Source organism: Aquitalea sp. ASV15 (assembly GCF_016429115.1).
In the GTDB taxonomy this organism is placed as follows: Bacteria; Pseudomonadota; Gammaproteobacteria; order Burkholderiales; family Chromobacteriaceae; genus Aquitalea; species Aquitalea magnusonii.
On record NZ_JAELTZ010000017.1, the window covers coordinates 69,878 to 89,722 of the forward strand.

17 protein-coding genes are annotated in these 19,845 nt (G+C 64.5%); 4 read left to right on the top strand and 13 right to left on the bottom strand.

Going from position 1 to position 19,845, the window contains the following annotated elements; translation table 11 throughout:
• Positions 1-24 precede the first annotated feature (24 nt).
• Positions 25-3,129 carry a response regulator gene (locus JHD64_RS09830; RefSeq protein ID WP_199053121.1) on the top strand — a complete coding sequence of 1,035 codons (3,105 nt, stop codon included), beginning with the start codon at positions 25-27 and terminating at the stop codon, positions 3,127-3,129.
• 21 nt (positions 3,130-3,150) lie between these two features.
• Entirely contained in the window at positions 3,151-3,573 is a 423-nt protein-coding gene (locus JHD64_RS09835; protein WP_199053122.1) for a BLUF domain-containing protein, read from the top strand.
• A gap of 14 nt (positions 3,574-3,587) precedes the next feature.
• On the opposite strand, the gene JHD64_RS09840 is transcribed toward JHD64_RS09835, so the two are convergent.
• From JHD64_RS09840 to JHD64_RS09880, 9 genes are all read right to left on the bottom strand, one after another.
• A complete protein-coding gene (locus tag JHD64_RS09840; protein WP_199053123.1) occupies positions 3,588-4,385 on the bottom strand; it encodes a phosphate/phosphite/phosphonate ABC transporter substrate-binding protein in 798 nt (265 codons plus the stop codon).
• A 4-nt stretch (positions 4,386-4,389) separates the two neighbouring features.
• Positions 4,390-5,136: an ABC transporter permease gene (locus JHD64_RS09845; RefSeq protein WP_110313811.1), complete on the bottom strand. Its 747-nt coding sequence runs from the start codon at positions 5,134-5,136 to the stop codon at positions 4,390-4,392.
• The gene (locus JHD64_RS09850) at positions 5,133-6,065 is read right to left on the bottom strand and encodes an ABC transporter ATP-binding protein (protein ID WP_110313823.1); all 933 of its coding nucleotides are present in this window, start codon (positions 6,063-6,065) and stop codon (positions 5,133-5,135) included. Before JHD64_RS09850 ends, JHD64_RS09845 begins: the two co-directional genes overlap by 4 nt.
• Positions 6,058-7,218 carry an ABC transporter permease gene (locus JHD64_RS09855; protein ID WP_199053124.1) on the bottom strand — a complete coding sequence of 387 codons (1,161 nt, stop codon included), beginning with the start codon at positions 7,216-7,218 and terminating at the stop codon, positions 6,058-6,060. The genes JHD64_RS09850 and JHD64_RS09855 overlap by 8 nt, the downstream gene beginning before the upstream one ends.
• 30 nt (positions 7,219-7,248) lie before the next feature.
• A complete protein-coding gene (locus JHD64_RS09860) occupies positions 7,249-8,175 on the bottom strand; it encodes an ABC transporter substrate-binding protein (protein ID WP_199053125.1) in 927 nt (308 codons plus the stop codon).
• A 32-nt stretch (positions 8,176-8,207) separates the two neighbouring features.
• A complete protein-coding gene (locus JHD64_RS09865; RefSeq protein ID WP_199053126.1) occupies positions 8,208-9,200 on the bottom strand; it encodes a fatty acid desaturase in 993 nt (330 codons plus the stop codon).
• A gap of 327 nt (positions 9,201-9,527) precedes the next feature.
• Positions 9,528-11,009 (bottom strand): aldehyde dehydrogenase family protein, encoded by a 1,482-nt coding sequence (locus JHD64_RS09870; RefSeq protein WP_110313808.1) that lies wholly within the window; start codon positions 11,007-11,009, stop codon positions 9,528-9,530.
• A 47-nt stretch (positions 11,010-11,056) separates the two neighbouring features.
• The gene (locus tag JHD64_RS09875; RefSeq protein WP_199053127.1) at positions 11,057-11,410 is read right to left on the bottom strand and encodes a cupin domain-containing protein; all 354 of its coding nucleotides are present in this window, start codon (positions 11,408-11,410) and stop codon (positions 11,057-11,059) included.
• Between the two features lie 39 nt (positions 11,411-11,449).
• Positions 11,450-12,853: an FAD-binding oxidoreductase gene (locus JHD64_RS09880; protein ID WP_110313807.1), complete on the bottom strand. Its 1,404-nt coding sequence runs from the start codon at positions 12,851-12,853 to the stop codon at positions 11,450-11,452.
• Between the two features lie 286 nt (positions 12,854-13,139).
• Between JHD64_RS09880 and JHD64_RS09885 the strand changes: the two genes are divergently transcribed.
• On the top strand, positions 13,140-14,060 hold the full coding sequence (locus JHD64_RS09885; protein ID WP_199053128.1) for a LysR family transcriptional regulator: 921 nt from the start codon (positions 13,140-13,142) through the stop codon (positions 14,058-14,060).
• Between the two features lie 81 nt (positions 14,061-14,141).
• On the opposite strand, the gene JHD64_RS09890 is transcribed toward JHD64_RS09885, so the two are convergent.
• Complete coding sequence (locus JHD64_RS09890; RefSeq protein ID WP_110313741.1) at positions 14,142-14,807, bottom strand: OmpA family protein; 666 nt, start codon at positions 14,805-14,807, stop codon at positions 14,142-14,144.
• Positions 14,808-14,840: 33 nt separating this feature from the next.
• On the opposite strand from JHD64_RS09890, the gene JHD64_RS09895 reads away from it, so the two are divergent.
• Positions 14,841-15,014, top strand: a complete 174-nt coding sequence (locus tag JHD64_RS09895; RefSeq protein ID WP_199053129.1) for a hypothetical protein — start codon at positions 14,841-14,843, stop codon at positions 15,012-15,014.
• Positions 15,015-15,296: 282 nt separating this feature from the next.
• Here JHD64_RS09895 and gabP read toward each other — a convergent pair whose 3' ends face one another.
• The 3 genes from gabP to fhuB all read right to left on the bottom strand — a co-directional run.
• Complete coding sequence (gene gabP, locus JHD64_RS09900) at positions 15,297-16,697, bottom strand: GABA permease (RefSeq protein ID WP_199053130.1); 1,401 nt, start codon at positions 16,695-16,697, stop codon at positions 15,297-15,299.
• Between the two features lie 571 nt (positions 16,698-17,268).
• Positions 17,269-18,213 (bottom strand): ABC transporter substrate-binding protein, encoded by a 945-nt coding sequence (locus JHD64_RS09905; RefSeq protein ID WP_199053131.1) that lies wholly within the window; start codon positions 18,211-18,213, stop codon positions 17,269-17,271.
• On the bottom strand, positions 18,210-19,845 hold a 1,636-nt coding region (fhuB, locus tag JHD64_RS09910), incomplete at its 5' end, for a Fe(3+)-hydroxamate ABC transporter permease FhuB (protein WP_199053132.1). The genes fhuB and JHD64_RS09905, both read right to left, overlap by 4 nt.

The following is a 19,845-nucleotide window of genomic DNA, read 5'->3' on the forward strand; positions in this document are numbered from 1 at the left end:
TCAGCAGACGCCAGCAGGGAATTCATGCAAAACATTCTGATGCGCCAGTTGCGGCGCACAATGGGCATCGCCGATGACGGCCAGCTGCAACAGGTACTGGCCGAACTAAGCGCCCTGGCAGACAGCGCCACCGTTTCGCCGCAGGCCGCCACCGCGCTCAAGGGGCTGGGTGGATTACTGGAGCGGGTCAATGGCACCTATGCCCAGCAGGACCGCGACATCAGCCTGCGCACCCGCAGCCTGGAGCTCAGCTCGGACGAACTGAGCAGCACCAACCAGCGCCTGCAACAGGAACTGGCCGGCCGCGAACACGCCATCAGCCGCCTGCGGGAAACCGTGCGGCTGCTGCAGAGCGAAACCGGCATGGCCGACAACGCCGCGCAGGCTGGCGACCTGGAAGCGCTGATCAGCGTGGTGGCCGAGCTGGTGCAATACCGCCAGCGCGGACAGCAGGCCATCCGCCAGGCTCAACTGGCACTGGAAAACCAGAAATTCGCCCTCGACCAGCATGCCATCGTCAGCATTACCGACCGCTACGGCATCATCACCTATGCCAATGACAAATTCTGCCAGATCAGCGGCTACCGTCTGGACGAGCTGCAAGGGCAGAGCCATAACCTGGTCAATTCCGGCTATCATCCGGCCGCATTTTTCGCCGGGATGTGGCGCAGCATCAGTGCCGGCAAGGTGTGGACCGGCGAAATCCGCAACCGCGCCAAGGATGGCAGCCTGTACTGGGTCGCCGCCACCATCGTGCCGTTTCTGGATGACGATGGCCGCCCCTACCAGTACGTGGCCATCCGCACCGACATCACCGCCCGCCACCAGGCCAGCGCCCGTCTGCAGGAACAATTGCACTTTGTCGAAGAACTGGTCGAAGCCATGCCGCTGCCGGTGTATGTGAAGGACCCCCAGCTGAAATACCGGCTGATGAACCGGGCCTTCGAAGAATACTTTGCCATTTCGCGGCAGGAATTCATCGGCAAGACCTCGTTCGATCTGATGAACAGCGAACTGGCCAGCTACCACCAGCTGCGCGACCGCGAACTGCTGCAGGAAGTGTCGCGCCACAGCTACGAATCCCGCGTGCAGCGCCGTGACGGCGCCAGCCGCGACGGCATTTTCCACAAGGCCACGCTGACGCGGCCGGATGGCACCATCGCCGGGCTGATCGGCACCATTTCCGACATCACCGAGCTGAAAATCCTCGAACGCGAATCGCGCCATGCCCGCGAGGTGGCCGAAGCAGCCAACCGCGCCAAGAGCGAATTCCTGGCCAATATGAGCCATGAAATCCGCACCCCGATGAACGGCATCCTCGGCATGACCGAACTGACGCTGGACACCGCGCTGAACCGCGAACAACGCGAATACATGACGGTGGTGAAATCCTCCACCGAAGCCCTGCTCACCGTCATCAACGACATTCTCGACTTCTCCAAGCTGGAAGCCGGCAAGATGACCATAGAAGAAACCGCCTTCGAACTGGAGGCGGTGCTGGGCAGCACCATGAAAAACGTGGCGATGCGGGCGGAGAGCAAGGGGCTGGAACTGGCCTGCCGCATCGCCCCGGACATTCCGCCGGTGCTGCTGGGCGACCCCGGCCGCCTGCGCCAGGTGCTGCTCAACCTGCTGTCCAATGCCATCAAGTTCACCAGCGTGGGCGAGGTGCTGATCCGCGCCTCCCTGCTGGAACAGGATGGCAGCGACGTGCTGGTGAAATTCTCGGTTTGTGATACCGGCATCGGCATTGCCCGCGACAAGCAGGAAAGCATCTTCGAAGCCTTCGTGCAGGAAGACAGCTCCACCACGCGCAAATACGGCGGCACCGGCCTGGGCTTGTCCATCTGCAAGCGCCTGGTGTCGATGATGCATGGCCAGATGTGGCTGGAAAGCCAGCCGGGCCAGGGCAGCACCTTTCACTTCACCGTGCGTTTTGCCAGTGTCGACCCGGCCAGCCTGCCACGTCCGCTCAGCCCGGACCGCCTGCATGGCCTGCGCGCGCTGATCATCGACGACAATCGCATCAACCGCGACATCCTGCAGGAAACCCTGGCCAGCTGGGGGGTGCAGGCGGAACAGGCCGACAGCGGTGCCGCCGGCCTCGCCATGCTGGCCAGCGCCAGCTCGGCTTACGCCTTCGTGCTGCTGGACGGCATGATGCCGGAAATGGACGGCTTCGAAACCGCCAGCCGCATCCACGCGCTGCAACTGCCAGAACCACCGGTGCTGATCATGCTGTCGTCGGCCGGCAACCATGGGGCCGAGCTGTATCGCGCCAGCGGCATCACCTGCCATGTGGCCAAGCCGGTCTTGCAATCGGAATTGCACCAGACCATCTTGCAGGCGCTGGGTGCCACACCGCATCCGCTGCCGGCCGGCGACAGCCAGCCGGCCGTCGCCGCAAGCCACGGCAGCCTGCGCATCCTAGTGGTGGAAGACAACCAGGTGAACCAGCAACTGGCCATCAGCCTGCTCAGCCGCTGGGGCCACCAGGCAACGCTGGCGGAAGACGGCCAGCAGGCACTGGACGCACTGGCCCGCCAGTCCTACGACCTGGTGTTGATGGACATGCAGATGCCGGTGATGGGCGGACTGGAAGCCACCCGCCGCTACCGCAGACAGGAAGCCGCCGGCCAGCATCTGCCCATCATCGCCATGACTGCCAATGCCCTGCCGGGGGACCGCGAACACTGCCTGGCCGCCGGCATGGACGATTACCTGTGCAAGCCGGTGCGCGCCGCCGACCTGCAACAGCTGTTGCAGCGCTATGCACCGGCCGCCAGCGCGGCAGCGGCATTCGACTACCGGGCCAGCCTGAGCCAGCAAGACCCTGAAGTGATCGACATCGTCGCCGCCAGTTTTCTGGCGTCTTTTCCGCAGGAAATCCAGCGCCTGCACCAGGCACTGCGCCAGCCAGATCCGCTGGCGGTAAAACGGCTGGCGCACACCATCAAGGGCAATGCCGCGCTGTTTGGTGCCACCCCGATGGTGACCGCCGCCGCACAACTGGAGAAAATCGCGACCGAAAGCCAGCTGGCGGCCCAGGAGCAACTGCTCACTACGCTGGAACAGCAATTCGGCCTGCTACGCGCCGCGCTGCTGGCCAGGCCGCCCGCGCAGGGCTGATCGTTGACAGGAATGAATACCATGTTGATCCAGCTGATTTACTCCAGCACCGCCAGCGCTGCTTTCAGCGCCGAGGAGCTGACCGCCATCCTGCAGCAGTCGGTCAGCAACAACCAGGCCAATGCGGTCACCGGCCTGCTGCTGTACACCCATGGCAGCTTTCTGCAATTACTGGAAGGCAGCCCGGCGGCCGTGGATGCCACTTATGCGCGCATCGCGCGCGATCCGCGCCATCACAGCATCGAGCCGCATCTGCGTACCCCCATCCACCAGCGCGAATTCAGCCAGTGGCATATGGGCTTTCACCAGCTGGAGGCGGCAGATGCCCGCGCCCTGCCCCAGTTCGCCCCGGTGTTCGAGCAGGGTTTCGACCCGCACCGGCTGACCGCCTGCCCGGACGAGGGCTTGGCCATCCTCCGGGCCATTGCCGGGCTGGACAGCTAAACCAGCCAAGGGCCTTACCACTCCGCCATGCCCGCAGCCCGCCAGTGTGCGGCAGCATCAGCAATGCAGGCATAGTCGGACAGATCCAGCGGGCTGAAGCCGCCAATGGCCGCTTCCCGGAAAAAAGCCTGTAGTTCGACCGCATGCAGGCTGTCGCCAATGGCCTGGCGTAGCCGCGCCACGGTGACTGCAGGCGTGGATGCCGCCGTGATCAAGGGTAATCCGGGCTGCAAGCGGGTATGGCCGATGCAGGCCAGTTGCTCGAACAGCTGCGGCTGCTGCCGTGCCAGCAGGGCATGGCTGACACAGTCCAGCGCGGCAATATCCGCCTCACCCGCCGCCAGCAACTCGGCCGAAGCGCGATGTGAACCGGAAAACCTGACCTGTGCAAAAAAGGGCTGCACCCCGGCCAGCGCGCCTACTGCCGCGCGCAAGGCGTGGTAGCCCGACTGCGAATGCCGCTCATTGCACACCGCACGCAGTCCCCGAAAATCGGCCAGTGTCAGCCCGGCATCGCTCTGGCGCACCAGCAGCGCACTGCTATAGCGCCAGTCGGCGCAACCGGGCAGTTGATAATGAAAGGCTCCCAGCACCTGCACCTGTGCCGGCAATAGTGCGGAAACCGGATAGCCGCAGCACTGGCTGAGCAGCATGTCCGGCTCACGCCAGTGCGCCAGATAATCCTGTGGCCAGCACAGGGCGGCCGGCAGCGCCTGCTCGCCCAGTTGTTGCAGACGCTGGCGCAGCCACTGCCAGTAGTGTTCGGTCAGTGGCTGCGGCCACGGATACATGGGCAGGCTGGCCCAGGCCATGGCCTTAGTGCTCGGCGCCGACATGCGGCGACAGACGGCGGGCCAGCCAGTCGAAACACTGGTCGGCCACGATGGCCAGCAAGGCCACCAGCAAGGCCCCTTGCAGCACATAGGCGGTATTGAAGCCGCTCAAGCCGACGATGATGGGTAGGCCCAAGGTACGTGCCCCCACAGTAGAAGCAATGGCCGCGGTGCCGATATTGATCACCACCGAGGTACGCACCCCGGCCAGCAACACCGGGGCAGCCAGCGGCAGCTCCACCTGCCACAGGATGCGCCAGCGCCCCATACCCAGGCCACGCGCCACATCCAGCACGCTGTCCGGCACCGAGGCCAGCCCGGCCAGCGTGCCTTGCGTCACCGGTAACAGGCCGTACAGCACCAGCGCAATCAGTGCCGGCCATTCGCCAAAGCCGATCAGCGGCGCGGCAATCGCCAGCACCGCTACCGGCGGCAGCGCCTGGCTGATGGCCAGCACGCTGTCCAGCAAGGGGCGGAATTCACGCCCGGCCGGCCGGCTGACCAGCAAGCCGGCCGTCACCCCGCCCAGCACGGCAATCAGGCTGGAGGCCAGCACCAGCAGCAGATGCGCCAGCACCAGGCTGGCAAAGCTGTCCTGGGTATAGAGCGGGCGTTCCACCTCCGGAAACAGCCAGGCAAACAGGCCGGCACTGTGCGGCAACAGATAGAGCAAGGCCAGCAACAGGCCGCTGCTCAGCCACAGGGCGCTTGAGCGCGGCGCCGGCCTCATGTGGCCACCGGCAGCAGGTCGGCAAAATGCAGCACGCCAGCGGGCCGGCCCTGGGCATCGATCACCGGCAGGCTGCTGACCCGGCGCGCGACAAAGGCCGACAGCGCCTCGCGCAGCGTGGCCGAGGCGGCTATCGGCTCGCCAGACGCCTGTTGCTGCGGCCGCATCCGGCTGGCCACCGTATCCAGCCCCAGCAGGCGTACGCCGACATCGCTCTGGCCGACAAAGTCACGCACGAAAGCATTGGCCGGATGCAACAGGAAATCGCGGGCACGGCCCTGCTGCACCACCCGGCCCTTGTCCATCAGCACAATATGCTGGCCAAGCAGCAGGGCTTCGTCGATATCGTGGGTCACCAGCACGATGGTTTTGCCGGACAGCGCCTGGATGCGCAGCAGCTCCTGCTGCAGCGTGCCACGGGTCACCGGGTCCAGCGCGCCGAATGGCTCGTCCATCAGCAAGACTTCCGGGTCGGCCGCCAGCGCGCGCGCCACGCCCACCCGTTGCTGCTGGCCACCGGACAACTGGTGCGGGTAGCGCGACAAATACTGCGCAGCCGGCAGGTGCAACAGCTCCAGCAGCTCCACCACCCGCTCGCGGATGCGGGCTTTCGGCCATTTGAGCAGGGCCGGCACGGCAGCGATGTTCTGCTCCACCGTCCAGTGCGGAAACAGGCCCACCGACTGGATGGCATAGCCGATGCGACGGCGCAGCACCTCGGGCGGCTGGCTGCGGATATCCTCGCCGGCCAGCCGTATGCTGCCGCTGTCCGGCTCGATCAGCCGGTTGATCATCTTCAGCGTGGTGGATTTGCCCGAGCCGGAAGTACCGATCAGCACTGCCAGCTCGCCGGCGGCCACCTGCAGGTCGACATCGGCCACCGCCTGCCAGCCATTGAAAAACTTGTTGACTGCCTTGAGTTCAAGCATGGTCATCGGCCCCTTTCAGCCGGGAAATCAGCAGGCGGAATAGCATATCCACCAGCAAGGCCAGCAGCAGCACCGGCAACACCCCCAGCAACACCTGGTCGAGCGCACTGGCCGACAGCCCCTGGAACATGATGGCGCCAAAGCCACCCGCTCCGATCAGCGCCGCCACCGCAGCCAGCCCCACTGCCTGCACGGTGGTAATGCGCAGGCCGCTGAGAAACACCGGCAGCGCCAGCGGGGTTTCCACCCGCAGCATGATCTGCCACGGCGTCATGCCCATGCCACGCGCCGCCTCGCGCACCGCGGGCGGCACCTGCTGCAAGCCGGCCAGCGTGCCCCGCACCACCGGCAACAGCGCATACAGGCTGAGCGCCAGCAAGGCCGGTGCCAACCCGACCCCGGCAATACCCAGTCCGGGCAGCTGCCGCCCCAGCCAGGCCAGCGGGCCGATCAACAAGCCGAACAGCGCAATCGAGGGAATGGTCTGCAATACATTGAGTACGGGAAACAGCAAGCGGGCAAAGCGGGCCGAGCGATAGGCCCACACCCCGAGCGCGCCGCCCAGCAGCAGTGCCGGCAGCACGGAAAACAGTACCAGCTGCACATGGCGCAGCAGGGCAGCGTCGAAGGTATCCTGGTTGTTGTGGTACTCGCGCAGCAGCGACAGGCTGTCCAGCCTGCCGGTCAGCAACAGCCACAGCAGTGGCAGCTGGGCCAGCAACAGCAGCAATACGCGCCGCGGCAGGCCGGCAGCCAATACCTGCAGCGCTTCGGCCAGCTGCAGCAACAGCAACAGCTGCAACAGCCAGAAGCCGCCGCCAAACGATACCCGCGCAAGCGCATCCTCGTCGCCGGCACGCAGCGTGGCCTCGCTGCCGGCCAGCCACCACAGGGCGGCACCCAGCCATAGCGCAGCCAGATACACCAGCCGTTCGCGCAGCACAGCTGGCTGCCACCACGGTGCCAGCAGCAGCGGCAAGGCTGGCAGCAACGCCAGCCAGCGCAGGCCGGAGCCGCCCTGCAGCAAATCAAGCAGAGCGATGCCCTGCCCGGTCAGCAGGCGGTTGGGCGCATAGGTGAGCAAGGGCAGGCCCAGCGCCGCCGCCAGCGACAGCAACACCAGCAACAGGCGCACCCGGCTATGCAGACGCATGCATCACCCCTGCTGGGCAATACTGCCCGCTCACTTGATAAAGCCCTTTTTCTTCAGGTAATCCTGCGCCACCTTGCGCGCATCGCGGCCTTCGATGGCAATGCTGGCATTCAGCTTCTGCAGCGTGGGGCCGGTGAGCGACAGGAACACCGGCTTCAGCACGGCGGCGATTTTGGGCTGTTTGGCCAGCACCTCGCTGCGGATGATCGGCGTTGGCGCGTAAATCGGCTGCACGCCCTTGACGTCATCCAGCGTCACCAGCCCCAGCGCCGCCACCGGGCCGTCCGTGCCATAGGCCATGGCGGCGTTGACGCCGGAAGTCTGCTCCGCCGCCGCCTTGATGGTGACCGAGGTATCGCCGCCGGCCAGCGTCAGCAGCTGATCCTGCTTAAGTTTGAAGCCATAGGCATTCTGGAAGGCCGGCAGCGCGTCGGCACGTTCGATGAACTCGGCCGATGCCGCCAGCTTGAAGCGGCCGCCCTTGTTGATCCAGTTGCCCAGATCAGTCAGCGTCTTCAGCTTGTTGGCCGCCGCCACATCCTTGCGGATGGCAATGGCCCAGGTATTGTTGGCCGGCGATGGCGTCAGCCAGGTAATGCGGTTTTTTTCCTGGTCCAGCTTTTTCACCAGCTGATAACCCGCCTCGGCATTTTTCCAGGCCGGATTGCTTTCATCGGCAAAGAAAAACGCGCCATTGCCGGTGTATTCCGGGTAGATGTCGATTTCGCCGGCGGTGATGGCACCGCGCACCACCTTGGTATTGCCCAGCGACACCTTGCTGACGGTCTTGATGCCATTGGCTTCCAGCACCTGCTGGATGATATTGCCCAGCAAGGCGCCTTCGGTATCGATCTTGGAGCCAACCCGAACCGCATCGGCGGCCAACGCCTGCCAGGACAAGGTGCTCAGCGCCAGCGCCGCCAGCAGCCGACGACGGGAAAGTTTTGCTTGGGTCATGGTATTCCTCTTGATGGATGAACAACGGCCCTTCAGGCAAAGGGATGGAGCGGTTCGATCACCGGCTGGCGGCGATGCCGCCACAGCAAGGGCAGATAACCCTGCTCGACAAATCCGCCGCTGAGCTGCTGGTAATGCTGGCGTTCGGCCAGATAGGCCTGACGCAGGCGATACCAGGGCAGGCCCGGCTGCAGGTGATGCACCAGATGATAATTCAGATTGAGAAACAGCAGCCGCCACGGCCAGGCTGCCTCGTTCAACACTGAGCGGGCTGCGGCATCCGGCACCGCGCGATGCTCGTAGAAGGAACGTACCATGGCCAGCGCCAGTGCGGGATAGGCAATGCACAACAGGTAATACCACGGTGCGATACCGTGCTGGCGCAGCCACAGCAGCAACAGACCCAGCAAGAGCAGATGACTGCCCCACACTGGCAGCGCTTGCCGCTGCTCACCACGCACGGTGGCGCGCAGCGTGGCCAGCCAGCCCAGGGCCGGCCCCAGCAGCAAGCGCCCGGCCGCGGTGTTGCGCCAGCGCAGCAGGCTGCGCGCCACGGCAGCCGCGGGCAAGCTGGCGTGATAGTAGCTTTCCGGGTCCAGCCCCGGCAGGGTCAGGCTGTCATCGTGGTGATGGGCCAGATGGCTGTCACGATAGACCGCATAGGGATACCACACCGCCAGCGGCAGCTGGCCGAACAGGGCATTGAGCCAGCCATGGCGGGTGGGGTGGCCGTGAATCAGCTCGTGCTGCAGCGACATATACCAGCAGGTAAAGACCACCAGCAGCGGCGTGGCCAGCCACGGCCCCAGCTGCCGCCACAGCGCCACCGTGCCGAACCAGCCGCCATAGATGACGGCAATGAGCAGCCAGGTAGGCAGCTCCAGCCGCGCCAGCCAGGCCGGCGCCCCGGACCCGCCGGATGGCACAGCCAATGCACGATCACCATCCCGCGGGTCGGGAATGGCAGAACCCTCGCGATACAGGCGGCCGGAATGCAAACCGGCATGTTGCAGTGAGCAATACATGAGGCGGCTCCTTGAATGAGCCGACCACTATAGTGTTGCGGCCAGCGCCGCCAAACCAAGAAAAAATCACAAGCATTGCAGAAATTGCCGTGCTGGCGGCCGGGCCGTCCGGAGCGAACAGGCCGGACCGCGCCCGCCTGCGCCAGGGCTTGCAATGCAGCGGGGGCGGTCAAGCCATGCTTGCCGCCCCCTTGCCTATCCACCCGGCCAGCGCCTGGAACCGCTCACCCAACCCGGCAGACAAGCCGGGCTAAGGTGAAGCCGCAGCCAGCACATGGCGGATGACAAGGCGGCGCAACGCTGGAGCGGGAGTTTTGTCAGCGGGTCTTAATGCTGATACCAGCCCACCGGCCCCGGTTGCAGATTGATGTTCACCTGCTTCACCTGCTGGTATTCCAGCAGGCCGTTGACCCCCAGGTCACGGCCATAGCCGCTCATCTTGTAACCGCCCCACGGCGCTTCATTAAAGGTGGGGTTGTAGCAGTTGATCCAGGTGACGCCGGCACGGATTTCCTTCACCACCCGCAGCGCACGGGCGCCATCGGTGGTGAACACGCCACCGGCCAGGCCGTAAGGCGTGTCATTGGCCATGGCGATGGCTTCGGCCTCCGTGGTGAAGGTCTGGATCGCCACCACCGGGCCGAATACTTCTTCGCGCACGATGTCCATGTCGCGGGTGCAATTGTCGAAGATGGTGGGCTGCACGAAATAGCCCCTGGCACACTCGCCCTCGACATGGCGCTCGCCACCGCACACCAGCGTGGCGCCTTGCTGTTTGGCACGTTCGATATGGCCCAGCACCTTTTCCAGCTGGGCGGCCGAGACGATGGCGCCCATGTCCGGGTCTTTCATGCCGGGGCCTATGCTCATGGCGCGGGCGCGTTCGGCCAGGCGGGCGACAAAGCGGTCCTTGATGCTTGCTTCGATCAGGATGCGCGAACCGGCCGAGCACACTTCGCCCTGGTTGAAGAACACGCCTATCATCGCCCACTCCACCGCGCCTTCCAGATCGGCATCGGCAAAAATGATGTTGGGCGACTTGCCCCCCAGTTCCAGCCCCACTTTTTTCAGATTGCCCACCGCGGCGGCGGCAATGGTCTGGCCGGTGCGGGTGCTGCCGGTAAAGGTGATCATGTCCACCTCATGGCTGGCCGCCAGCTCCTGCCCGGCGGCCGGGCCGCTGCCCAGCACCAGGTTGGCGGTGCCGGGCGGCAGGCCGACGGCATCGAAAATTTCAAACAGCACCACCGCCGACAAGGGCGTGACTTCGCTGGGCTTGAACACCACGCAGTTGCCGGCCGCCAGCGCCGGGGCCAGCTTCCAGGCGGCCATCAGCAAAGGGTAGTTCCACGGTGTGATCAGCGCACACACGCCTACCGGTTCGTGCATGGAATAGGCATGCATGGGGCCGAAGCCATCACTCACCTCGTACACCCCACCCTGCGGCTTGGTGATCAGGCCGGCGTAATAACGGAAACAGGCGGCGGCATCATCCACATCGCAGCGCGCCTCGCGCAGCGGCTTACCATTGTCCAGCGTGTCCATCACCGCCAGTTCGTCGGCGCGGGCGGCAATGGCATCGGCAATGCGCAACAGCAGGTCGGCGCGCTTGGGGCCGGCCATGCGCCGCCAGCTGCCGTCATGGTCAAAGGCATGACGCGCGGCGGCAATCGCCTGCCTGCTGTCCTCGGCCACGCTGTCGGTGACCAGGGTAATCACTTCGCCATTGGCCGGATTGATCACTTCGCGGGTAGCACCGCTGACCGAAGCCTGCCATTGGCCGTTGATGTAGTTGTTGCGCACTTCCATGTTTCTTCCTCCTGCCTTGCTTGGGTTGACCCTGCCGTCTGTGCGGCTCAGGCGATATAGATCTTGCGCAGCGTTTCGGTGACGGTCCAGGTGGTGGCCGTGCCCGCTGCCAGGTGGCCGACGCTGCCGGCCTGCAGCTGCAAGGACGGACGGCCATCGGCAAAGCTCACCGTGGCGGCACCTGCCAGCACCACGAAAAATTCGTCCACTTCCACATCGGTGGTGACGCTGGGCGACATTTCCCACACGCCTATGCTGCAGCCATGCAGGCTGCCCAGTTCGGCCGTGCCGACACGGGCCGGTCCGGTAATCAGCTGATCAGCCGGGACATCACGGTATTCCAGTTCGACGCGCGTGGCGTCCACAGCGTGGTTGGCCAGCAGGGCAAAGGGATGCGACATGGGGGGTCCTTGCAAAGATAATGTTGTGAAAACGGCGGCTCAGGAGTCGAAACCCAGCCCCAGTGCATCCATGGTGCGCAGCATCAGGTTGCGCTTGCCGTGATTGTGGTCGGCCTGGTTCAGCGACCAGCGTGTGGCCTGTACCGCCACATAGGCCAGCGGCTCCGGCGGGAAAGGCGGCGGAATCTCGCGCACCATGCGCAGCCGGGTGCGTTCGGTATCCAGCCCGTCCAGCTTGTCCAGCAGCACATTGCCGGCAAAGCGGGTGGCCCCCACCCCCAGTCCGGTAAAGCCGGCGGCATACGCTACCTTGCCACCACGCGCCAGCGCGAAAAAGGCGCAAAAACGGGTGGAGGTGTCGATGGCACCGCCCCAGCGATGGCTGAAGCGCAGCCCGGCCAGCTGCGGGAAGGTGGTGAAGAAATGACTGGCCAGCCGCTCGAACGATTCGGGGCGGTCGTCATGCTGCTCGCTTACCTTGCCACCGAAGTTGTACACCGCGTCGTAGCCGCCGAACAAGATGCGGTTGTCGCGGGTGATGCGGTAGTAGTGAAACTGGTTGGCCATGTCGGCAATGCCCTGGCGGTGCTGCCAGCCGATGGAGGCCAGTTGCTCCGGGGTCAGCGGCTCGGTCATCAGCACATAGTCGTACACCGGGATGGTGTGCCAGCGATAGCGCTTGAGCAGCGAGGGAAAGGCATTGGTGGCCAGCACCACCCGCGCCGCGCTCAACTGCCCCTGTGCCGTATGCAGCGTCACCTGGCGGCCGCGGCTCTGCAGCTTGATGACCGCCGATTGTTCATGAATCTGCACCCCCAGCTCGCTGGCCACCCGTGCCAGCTCCAGCGCCAGCTTGCCGGGGTGGATCATCGCCGTGCTGTCCTTTTCCCAGATGCCGGACAGGAAGGTGGGCGAATTCAGCTCGGCACGGATTTCCGCCGCGCTCATATAGCCTTCGCCGCGCAGTTGTTCGTCCTGATAGGGCTCCACCGCCACCACCAGCACGCCGGTGCGCTCGAAATCACAGTCGATGCCATAACGCCGGATGGTGGCTTCGATCTCGTCCAGATTGCGCAGGCCTTGCGCCTCCAGCTCGGCCATTTCCTCCGGCCAGCGCTTGTGACCGTTTTCTTCGCCATGGGTGAGGCTGGCTTCGCAAAAACCGCCATTACGACCGGAAGCCGCCCAGCCCACGCGCTGTGCCTCCAGCAGCACCACGCTGCGTGCCGGATCGCGCTCCTTGGCCAGGATCGCGGTCCACAGCCCGAGAAAGCCGCCGCCGACAATGGCCAGCGCAGTGTCGGCGCGGCCCTGGAACTGGGGAAAGGCACGGCGGCGGGCGGCCACGTCGTCGCCCCAGAACGGGCGGTTGACGCTGTCGGCCAGTGCGCTGTGGATCAGCGCACTGGCGGGAGCCTGACGTTCGAAAACGATTTGCGGCATAAACCTGTCATTCCTTGTGCACATTGCACGCTGTTTGAGATTGGGCACGACGACCAGCGGCGGACAGACGGCAGCTTGCCAGCGCTGGCGAATGTTTGCTGGCCTTGCCGCTACGGCGCCAGACCAGTGTAGCCTGCGCGCTGCGCCGCTGCCGCGGGGCGGGGGTGGCCCGCCGCAGATCATGGCCCGGACTGTGGCCAGTTTGCGGCTTGGCATAGCTTGTATCAGGTGATATGTTGAGATAAATCCATAATTTCTTAACTTCAGTTTTGGTTTTACTCACCTGATGAGCAAAAAAACGCCCTTAAGCCAGGTCAGCGATTTTGATATCCGGCTGCTGCGCCTGTTCAAGACGGTAGTGGAATGCGGCAGTTTTTCCGCTGCCGAGAGCGTGCTGGGCATCAGCCGCTCGGCCATCAGCCTGCATATGGGCGACCTGGAAAAGCGGCTGGGCATCTGCCTGTGCCAGCGCGGCCGTGCCGGCTTTGCGCTGACCGACGAGGGCCGCGCGGTATTGCACGCCAGCCAGACCATGCTGGCGGCCATCGAGGAATTCCGTACCGAGGTCAACCAGCTGCATCATCAGCTACGCGGCGAACTGAACATCGGCATCATCAACAATCTGGTCACCCAGTCGCACATGCACCTGACAAGGGCGCTGAAATCGCTGAGCGCACGCGGGCCGGGCGTGCGCATCAATATTTCCATGACCACCCCCAGCGAAATCGAACTGGGGGTGCAGGACGGCCATTTGCATGTCGGGGTGGTGCCGCTGATCAACCCGCTGTCCGGGCTGGATTACATCCAGTTATATGAAGAGCATTCCTTGCTGTACTGCAGCCGCGAACACCCCTTCTTTGCCCGTGCCGATACCGACATCAGCGAAGGGGAACTGTGCCGCGCCGAGGCGGTGGCACCCAATTACCGCCTGACCGCCGAGGCCATGGAGCGCCATCACGCGCTCAATTGCAGCGCCACCGCCTCCGACCGCGAAGGCATTGCCTTCCTCATCCTCACCGGCGGCTATATCGGCTTTCTGCCCGACCACTTTGCCGCCGGCTGGGTGGCCCAGGAGGTGATGCGGCCCTTGCATCCGGCCCGCTTCTGCTATGACATTCCGCTTAATGTGGTCATGCGCAAGGGACGCCGCCGCAACCGGGTGCTGGAATGTTTTCTGCAGGCACTGGAAGACAGCCGCAGGGGCTGAATACCTGCACCTGCCATGCAAAAAGCCCGCACAGGCGGGCTTTTTGCTGTTGTCCGGCCACGCCGGAGCGCGACAAGCTGCTTACTTGCCGGCTTCGCCGACAAAGATTTCCACGCGGCGGTTGGCAGCGCGACCGGCCACGGTGCTGTTGTCGGCCACCGGCTGACGCGAGCCCATGCCGTCGATGCTGATACGGTTGGCCGCTACGCCACGGTTGACCAGATAGTCGCGGGTGGCGCTGGCGCGGTTGACCGACAGCGGATTATTGATGGCATCGCTGCCGGTATTGTCGGTATGGCCGACGATGCGCACGGTGGTGACCGGATTCTGCTGCAAGGTAGTGGCGAAGCGATCCAGTACTGGGCGCAGATTGGGCTTGATGTCGTAACGGCCGGAGTCAAACGACACATCGCTGGGGATGTTCAGCTTGAGCTGGTTGTCGGCCGTCTGGCTCACGCTCACACCAGTGCCTTGCGAGGCTTTTTCCATGGCCTCCTTCTGCTTTTGCATATGCTGCGACCACAGATAACCACCGCCAGCCCCCAAGGCCGCGCCCACTGCCGCGCCGGTCACTGCGCTGCGGCCGGTATGGCCACCGGCAGTCAGCGCGCCCAGCAAGGCACCAACACCTGCCCCCACCGCGGCACCGGTGCCGGTGGTTTGCTGGGTTTCATTCATATTGGCGCAACCGCTCAGGCTGGCCACCGCCATCGTGACGACCAACAGCGAAGTGATTTGTTTTTTCATCGTAGACTCCTCGTTACGGGATGAGCATGCTGCATGCCCGATACAGATACCGACCGTGCCGAGCGCAAGCGGCGCACGGTGACGGCCTTCATGGTGATGCTTAGCCAGTGCCACCAGCCGGGCGGGCCGCTGCAATCCGCCCGGCTGACACAGGGCATCGCGTCCCGGCGGCAAGGCACGCCGACACAAACAGCAGCAAGGCAGTGAGCAGCAGGCCATGCTCAGCTTGCGGGGCGCGACAAGCACCGCATAGGGCAGAACCAGGCGGCACAAGTTCACCAGACTTATTTGGCTGCCATTATTTTAAATAATAGCAAGTAACTGTTTATATTTTAGCCTTGTTGCCCGCCACCGTGTGTAAGCGATCGTGTGCCTTGTGTAAGCGAAAGTACAGCCTGTCCCGTCGCGCCAATAAAAAAAGCCCCCTTGCGGGGGCGTAAGTGATGCTAAGGGTCGTCAGGAAAAGCAAAAACCGATAATCAGCGCCGCTCAGGACTGCGTGGCCACCTTGGCCGGGCGTGACTCCATCCACGGCGTGCCGTACAGGCGCGAGCGAATCCAGCCCACCACCAGCAATGCCACGGCCAGCGCACCGGTGCTGATCACTTCAACCTGGTGCTCGGGACGGATGGCCATCAGCAGTACCACGGCGCAGATAAAGACGATGACCATCCAGGTCAGTGTCGGGAACATCCACATGCGGAAGGCCGGCGTTTCGCCATTGGCCTCCATGCGCTGGCGCATGCGCAGCTGGGAAATGGCAATCACCAGGTACACCAGCAGGGCGATGGTGCCGGAAGTGGCCAGCAGGATGTCGAACACTTCCTTGGGAACCAGGTAGTTGGCGATCACGGTGATGAAACCCACCACCATGGAGCCGAGCACCGCCTTTTGCGGCGTACCGTTGGCGGCGATATCGCCAAACATCTTCAGGGCATCGCCACGGCTGGACAGCGAATACAGCATGCGCGAGGCGGTATACAGCGCGGAGTTGAGACAGCTGGCCACCGACACCAGCACCACCACATCGACAATGGCCTTGGCATTGGGAATGCCGATCAGCTGCAAGGTACGCTGGTAGGAACCCAGGGCGGCCAGTTGCGGATCGTTCCAGGCCACCAGTGCGGTCACCACGAAGATGGAGCCCAGGTAGAACAGGCTGATCCGCCATACCACCGAATTGGTGGCCTTGGTGATCTGCTGCTGCGGGTTGTCCGATTCGGCCGCGGCGATGGTGACGATCTCCGTCCCCAGAAAGGTGAACATGGTGGTCAGCATGGCACCCAGCACGGCGCCAAAGCCATTGGGCATGAAGCCGCCGTGATCAAACAGCCGTGCCGTGCCACTGACCTGGCTGCCCGGAATCAGGCCCAGCATGGCAGCGCCGGCCACCGCCAGGAAGGCGACGATGGCCACCACCTTCACCAGCGCGAACCAGAACTCGAACTCGCCGTAGTTCTTCACGCTGAACAGATTGGTGATGGTCAGCAAGACGGTAATGCCCAGGGCAAAGGCCCACATCGGCACACCGGCAAACCAGGCATGCAGGATGGTGGCGGCGGCATTGGCTTCCAGCGGAATCACCAGTACCCAGAACCACCAGTACAGCCAGCCGATGATGTAGCCGGCCCAGTGGCCGATGGCACGGTCGGCATAGGTGGAAAACGAGCCGGTATCCGGCGCGGCCACCGCCATTTCGCCCAGCATGCGCATGACCAGCACCACCAGCAGCCCGGCCATGGCATAGGCGATCAGCACGGCAGGGCCGGCCTCGGCAATGGCGTGGCCGGAGCCGACAAACAGACCGGCACCGATGACACCGGCAATGGACAGCATGGTGACGTGACGCTGCTTGAGCCCGTGGCTCAAACCTTGAGATGAAGCACTCATGAAAGAATCTCCCAAACCGGCGGCCCGCGTGGGCAGGTCCGCCGGCAAATTGCATTTTTTGTTTTTGTCGCGGTGAAAGTGACCCACATTACTGCTTGCCTGCTGCCGGCAAGACCACAGCCAGCCCCGCTAGCGGGCCTGCTCCAGGCAGGCCGCTTCGGGATGCTTGCGGCATTGGTCTGCACGACAACTGTTTATGCTGCCATTTCGTAAAAAAATGGCATTTTTTTAAACAGCAAGACATTGACTACAATCTCCAAAGTAGTCAAATCCTTGTATAGAATGAACTTTCCAAGACTTGCCGGCCTTGCAATTCTAATCACGCGTTTAATAAAACACCACAATGAATAATATTTTAAACAGCAAAGCAGCGCGTCCGCCGGCGGCAAACAGGCAGGCAAGTCATTGAAAGAAATGGCTTTGCCAGGAAAAATGCACAACGGGTGAAAAACAGAAAAATCGTCACAAAAGACAGAAAAAATCACTGGATTTCATGCTTTGCAGCCTGCGCCAGCAGGGCCCTGCTGGCGTGGCTGCTGGCGTGGCTGCGGGCAGGCCCTGCCAAATGGCATTAGCGCAAGGCTGGCCTGCTGGCCGCAGCGATGGGCAATTGCAGCAGGGCGGCAGTCATGCCCTGTGCCAGATAGAGCAGCGAAGCCGCGCCGCCGTAGCTCCAGGCGGGTGCTACCGCGGCAAAGCGCTGCTGCCGTACAAAGGGCAGGCCCTGCCACAAGGGGCTGGCAAACAGCTGCGGCGCGGCGGCAAACGGCTGCTGATACAGCACGATATCCTGGCGCAGCGCCAGCAGCTGGCCCACGCGCTGCTGGCTGACACCCCATACCGAGGGTGCCGGCTGCCCGGTGGTGCGCAGGCCCAGCCGGCGCAAGGCCAGCACCGGCATGGCATTGCTGCCGTAGACATACACCATGGACGGGTTGGCAAAGCGGATGACCTGCACCGTGGGCCAGGCGGCAGCCCCATGCGCCTGCAACTGGCGGCGCAGGCTGGCAAAGCCCTGCTCCAGCTGCTGTAGCCGCTGCTGCGCCTGCGGCTGCCGCCCCAGCACCCGCCCCAGCTGCAGCAAGATGCGCTCGGCTGCCTGCGCATGGTCCTGCCCCGGCTGATAGGCGTCGATATTCAATACCGGGGCAATGCGCTGCAGGCTGGCGCGCATCGGCAGCAAGGTGGGGCTGATGATGATCAGCTGTGGCTTGAGGCTGGCCAGCAGCTCCAGATTGGGTTCCAGCCGGCTGCCGGCCGACGGCACCTGCGCCGGCAGGCGCGGACGTACCACCCATTGCCGGTAGTCGTCGGCATCGGCCACCGCCAGCGGAGTCAGGCCCAGCTCCAGCAGGTTTTCCGCCGCCTCCCAGCTCAAGGCGACAATGCGTTGCGGCGGTGGGCCCGGCGGCTGGCGGCTGGCCTGCTCCAGTTCATCCAGGCCAGCGGCCATGGCCGGCAGCCAGCCGCCGGTCAGCCAGACGGCAAAGCAACAAAGCAGTATGCGCAACATCATCGCCCGCCTCCGCGGCGTAGCCGTTGCCAGCACAGCAACAGCAGGAAATAGCCCCCGCACAGCACCGAGGCCAGCATGCCCAGCGGCAACTGCCGCGGGTAGATCAACACCCGGCCCAGCCAGTCGGCCAGCAGCAGCAGCGCCGCGCCCAGCATGGCCGCCAAGAGCAATTGCGCCACCGGCCGGCGTGCGCCCAGCAGCGCGGCGATATGCGGGGCCAGCAAGCCCAGAAAGGCCACCGGCCCCAGCACTGCCGTCACCACCGCCGTTAGCAAGGCCACCAGCAGCAGCAAGCCCAGCCGTACCCGTTCCAGCATCAGCCCACGGCCCTGAGCCACGCCATCGCCAGTGGCCAGCAAGGCCAGCACCCGTTGTGCCGCCAGCGCTGCCATGCCCAGCACCAACACCGCCAGGCTCAGCCATAGCGCCTGTGCGCCGCTGACCCGGTAACTGGAACCGGCCAGCCAGCCCAGCACGGCAAAGCTGTCCGCCGTGCCCTTGGCCAGCACCACCTGCACCAGCGCATCCAGCAAGGCCGCCAGCGCAATGCCGCTCAGCGCCATCATGCCGGCAGCGTAGCCGTGGCGACGGCCCAGCCACAGCAGCAGCCCCAGCACCAGCAAGCTGCCGGCCAGTACCAGCAAAGGCCCGCCCTGCAGCAGGGGCTGGCCCAGCCAGCTGCTGGCCAGCAACAGCGCCAGGCTGCCACCAGCCGACAGCCCCAGCAGATCGGGACTGGCAAGCGGATTGCGCAACAGCCGTTGCAACAGCACCCCGGCCAAGGCCAGCCCGGCGCCGGCACTGAGCGCCACCAGGCTGCGCGGCCAGCGCAAGGACCAGAGCAGCGGCTCCGGCCATGCCAGCACCCAGTGCAGTTGCCCGCCATCAGGCATCGGTGACAGGCAAACACTCAACAGGGTCAGCAGCACTAACAAGGACGCCGCCAGCAGCCAGCCTCCCCTGCCCCAGCGTCGCTGACCAGCCACCACACTGGGTGGTGCAGCCGCTTGCTGTGCCGGCCGCAGATTACGCCGCGCCAGCCACAGCAAGGCCGGTGCGCCCAGCAAGGCAGTCACCGCACCGCTAGGCAGGCTGTCACCCGCCCACTGGCTGAAGGCCAGCGCCAGACAGTCGCTACCCAGCAGGCACAGCGCCCCCAGCACGGCGCTGGCAGCCAGTTGCGCCCGTGGCTGGCGTGCACCCAGCAGGCTGGCCAGATTGGGCGCCACCAGGCCGATAAAGCCGATCAGCCCTACCGCCGCCACTGACACCGCACTCAGCCACAGCGCCGCCAGCAGCAAGAGCAAAATGGTGCTGACAGCGACGCCACGGCCACGCGCAGCAGCCAGTCCCAGCCGCAGCAGCGACAACGGGCGCGGAGCCAGCCATAGCAAGAGCAGGGCCGGGCTGAGCCGGGGCAGCAGCCACAGCGTCCACTGCCAGTCGATCTGTGCCAGATCGCCGGCGCCCCAGACAAACAGATTGCGCGCGTACTGGTCGTGCAGCAGCACCAGCGCCGTCGCCAGCGCCCCCAGCAGCAGGTTGACCGCCATGCCGCCCAGCACCAGCGGCAAGCCGTTCAGCCCCTGTGGCCCGGCCAGCAGCAAGACCAGCCCCAGCGCCAGCATGGCC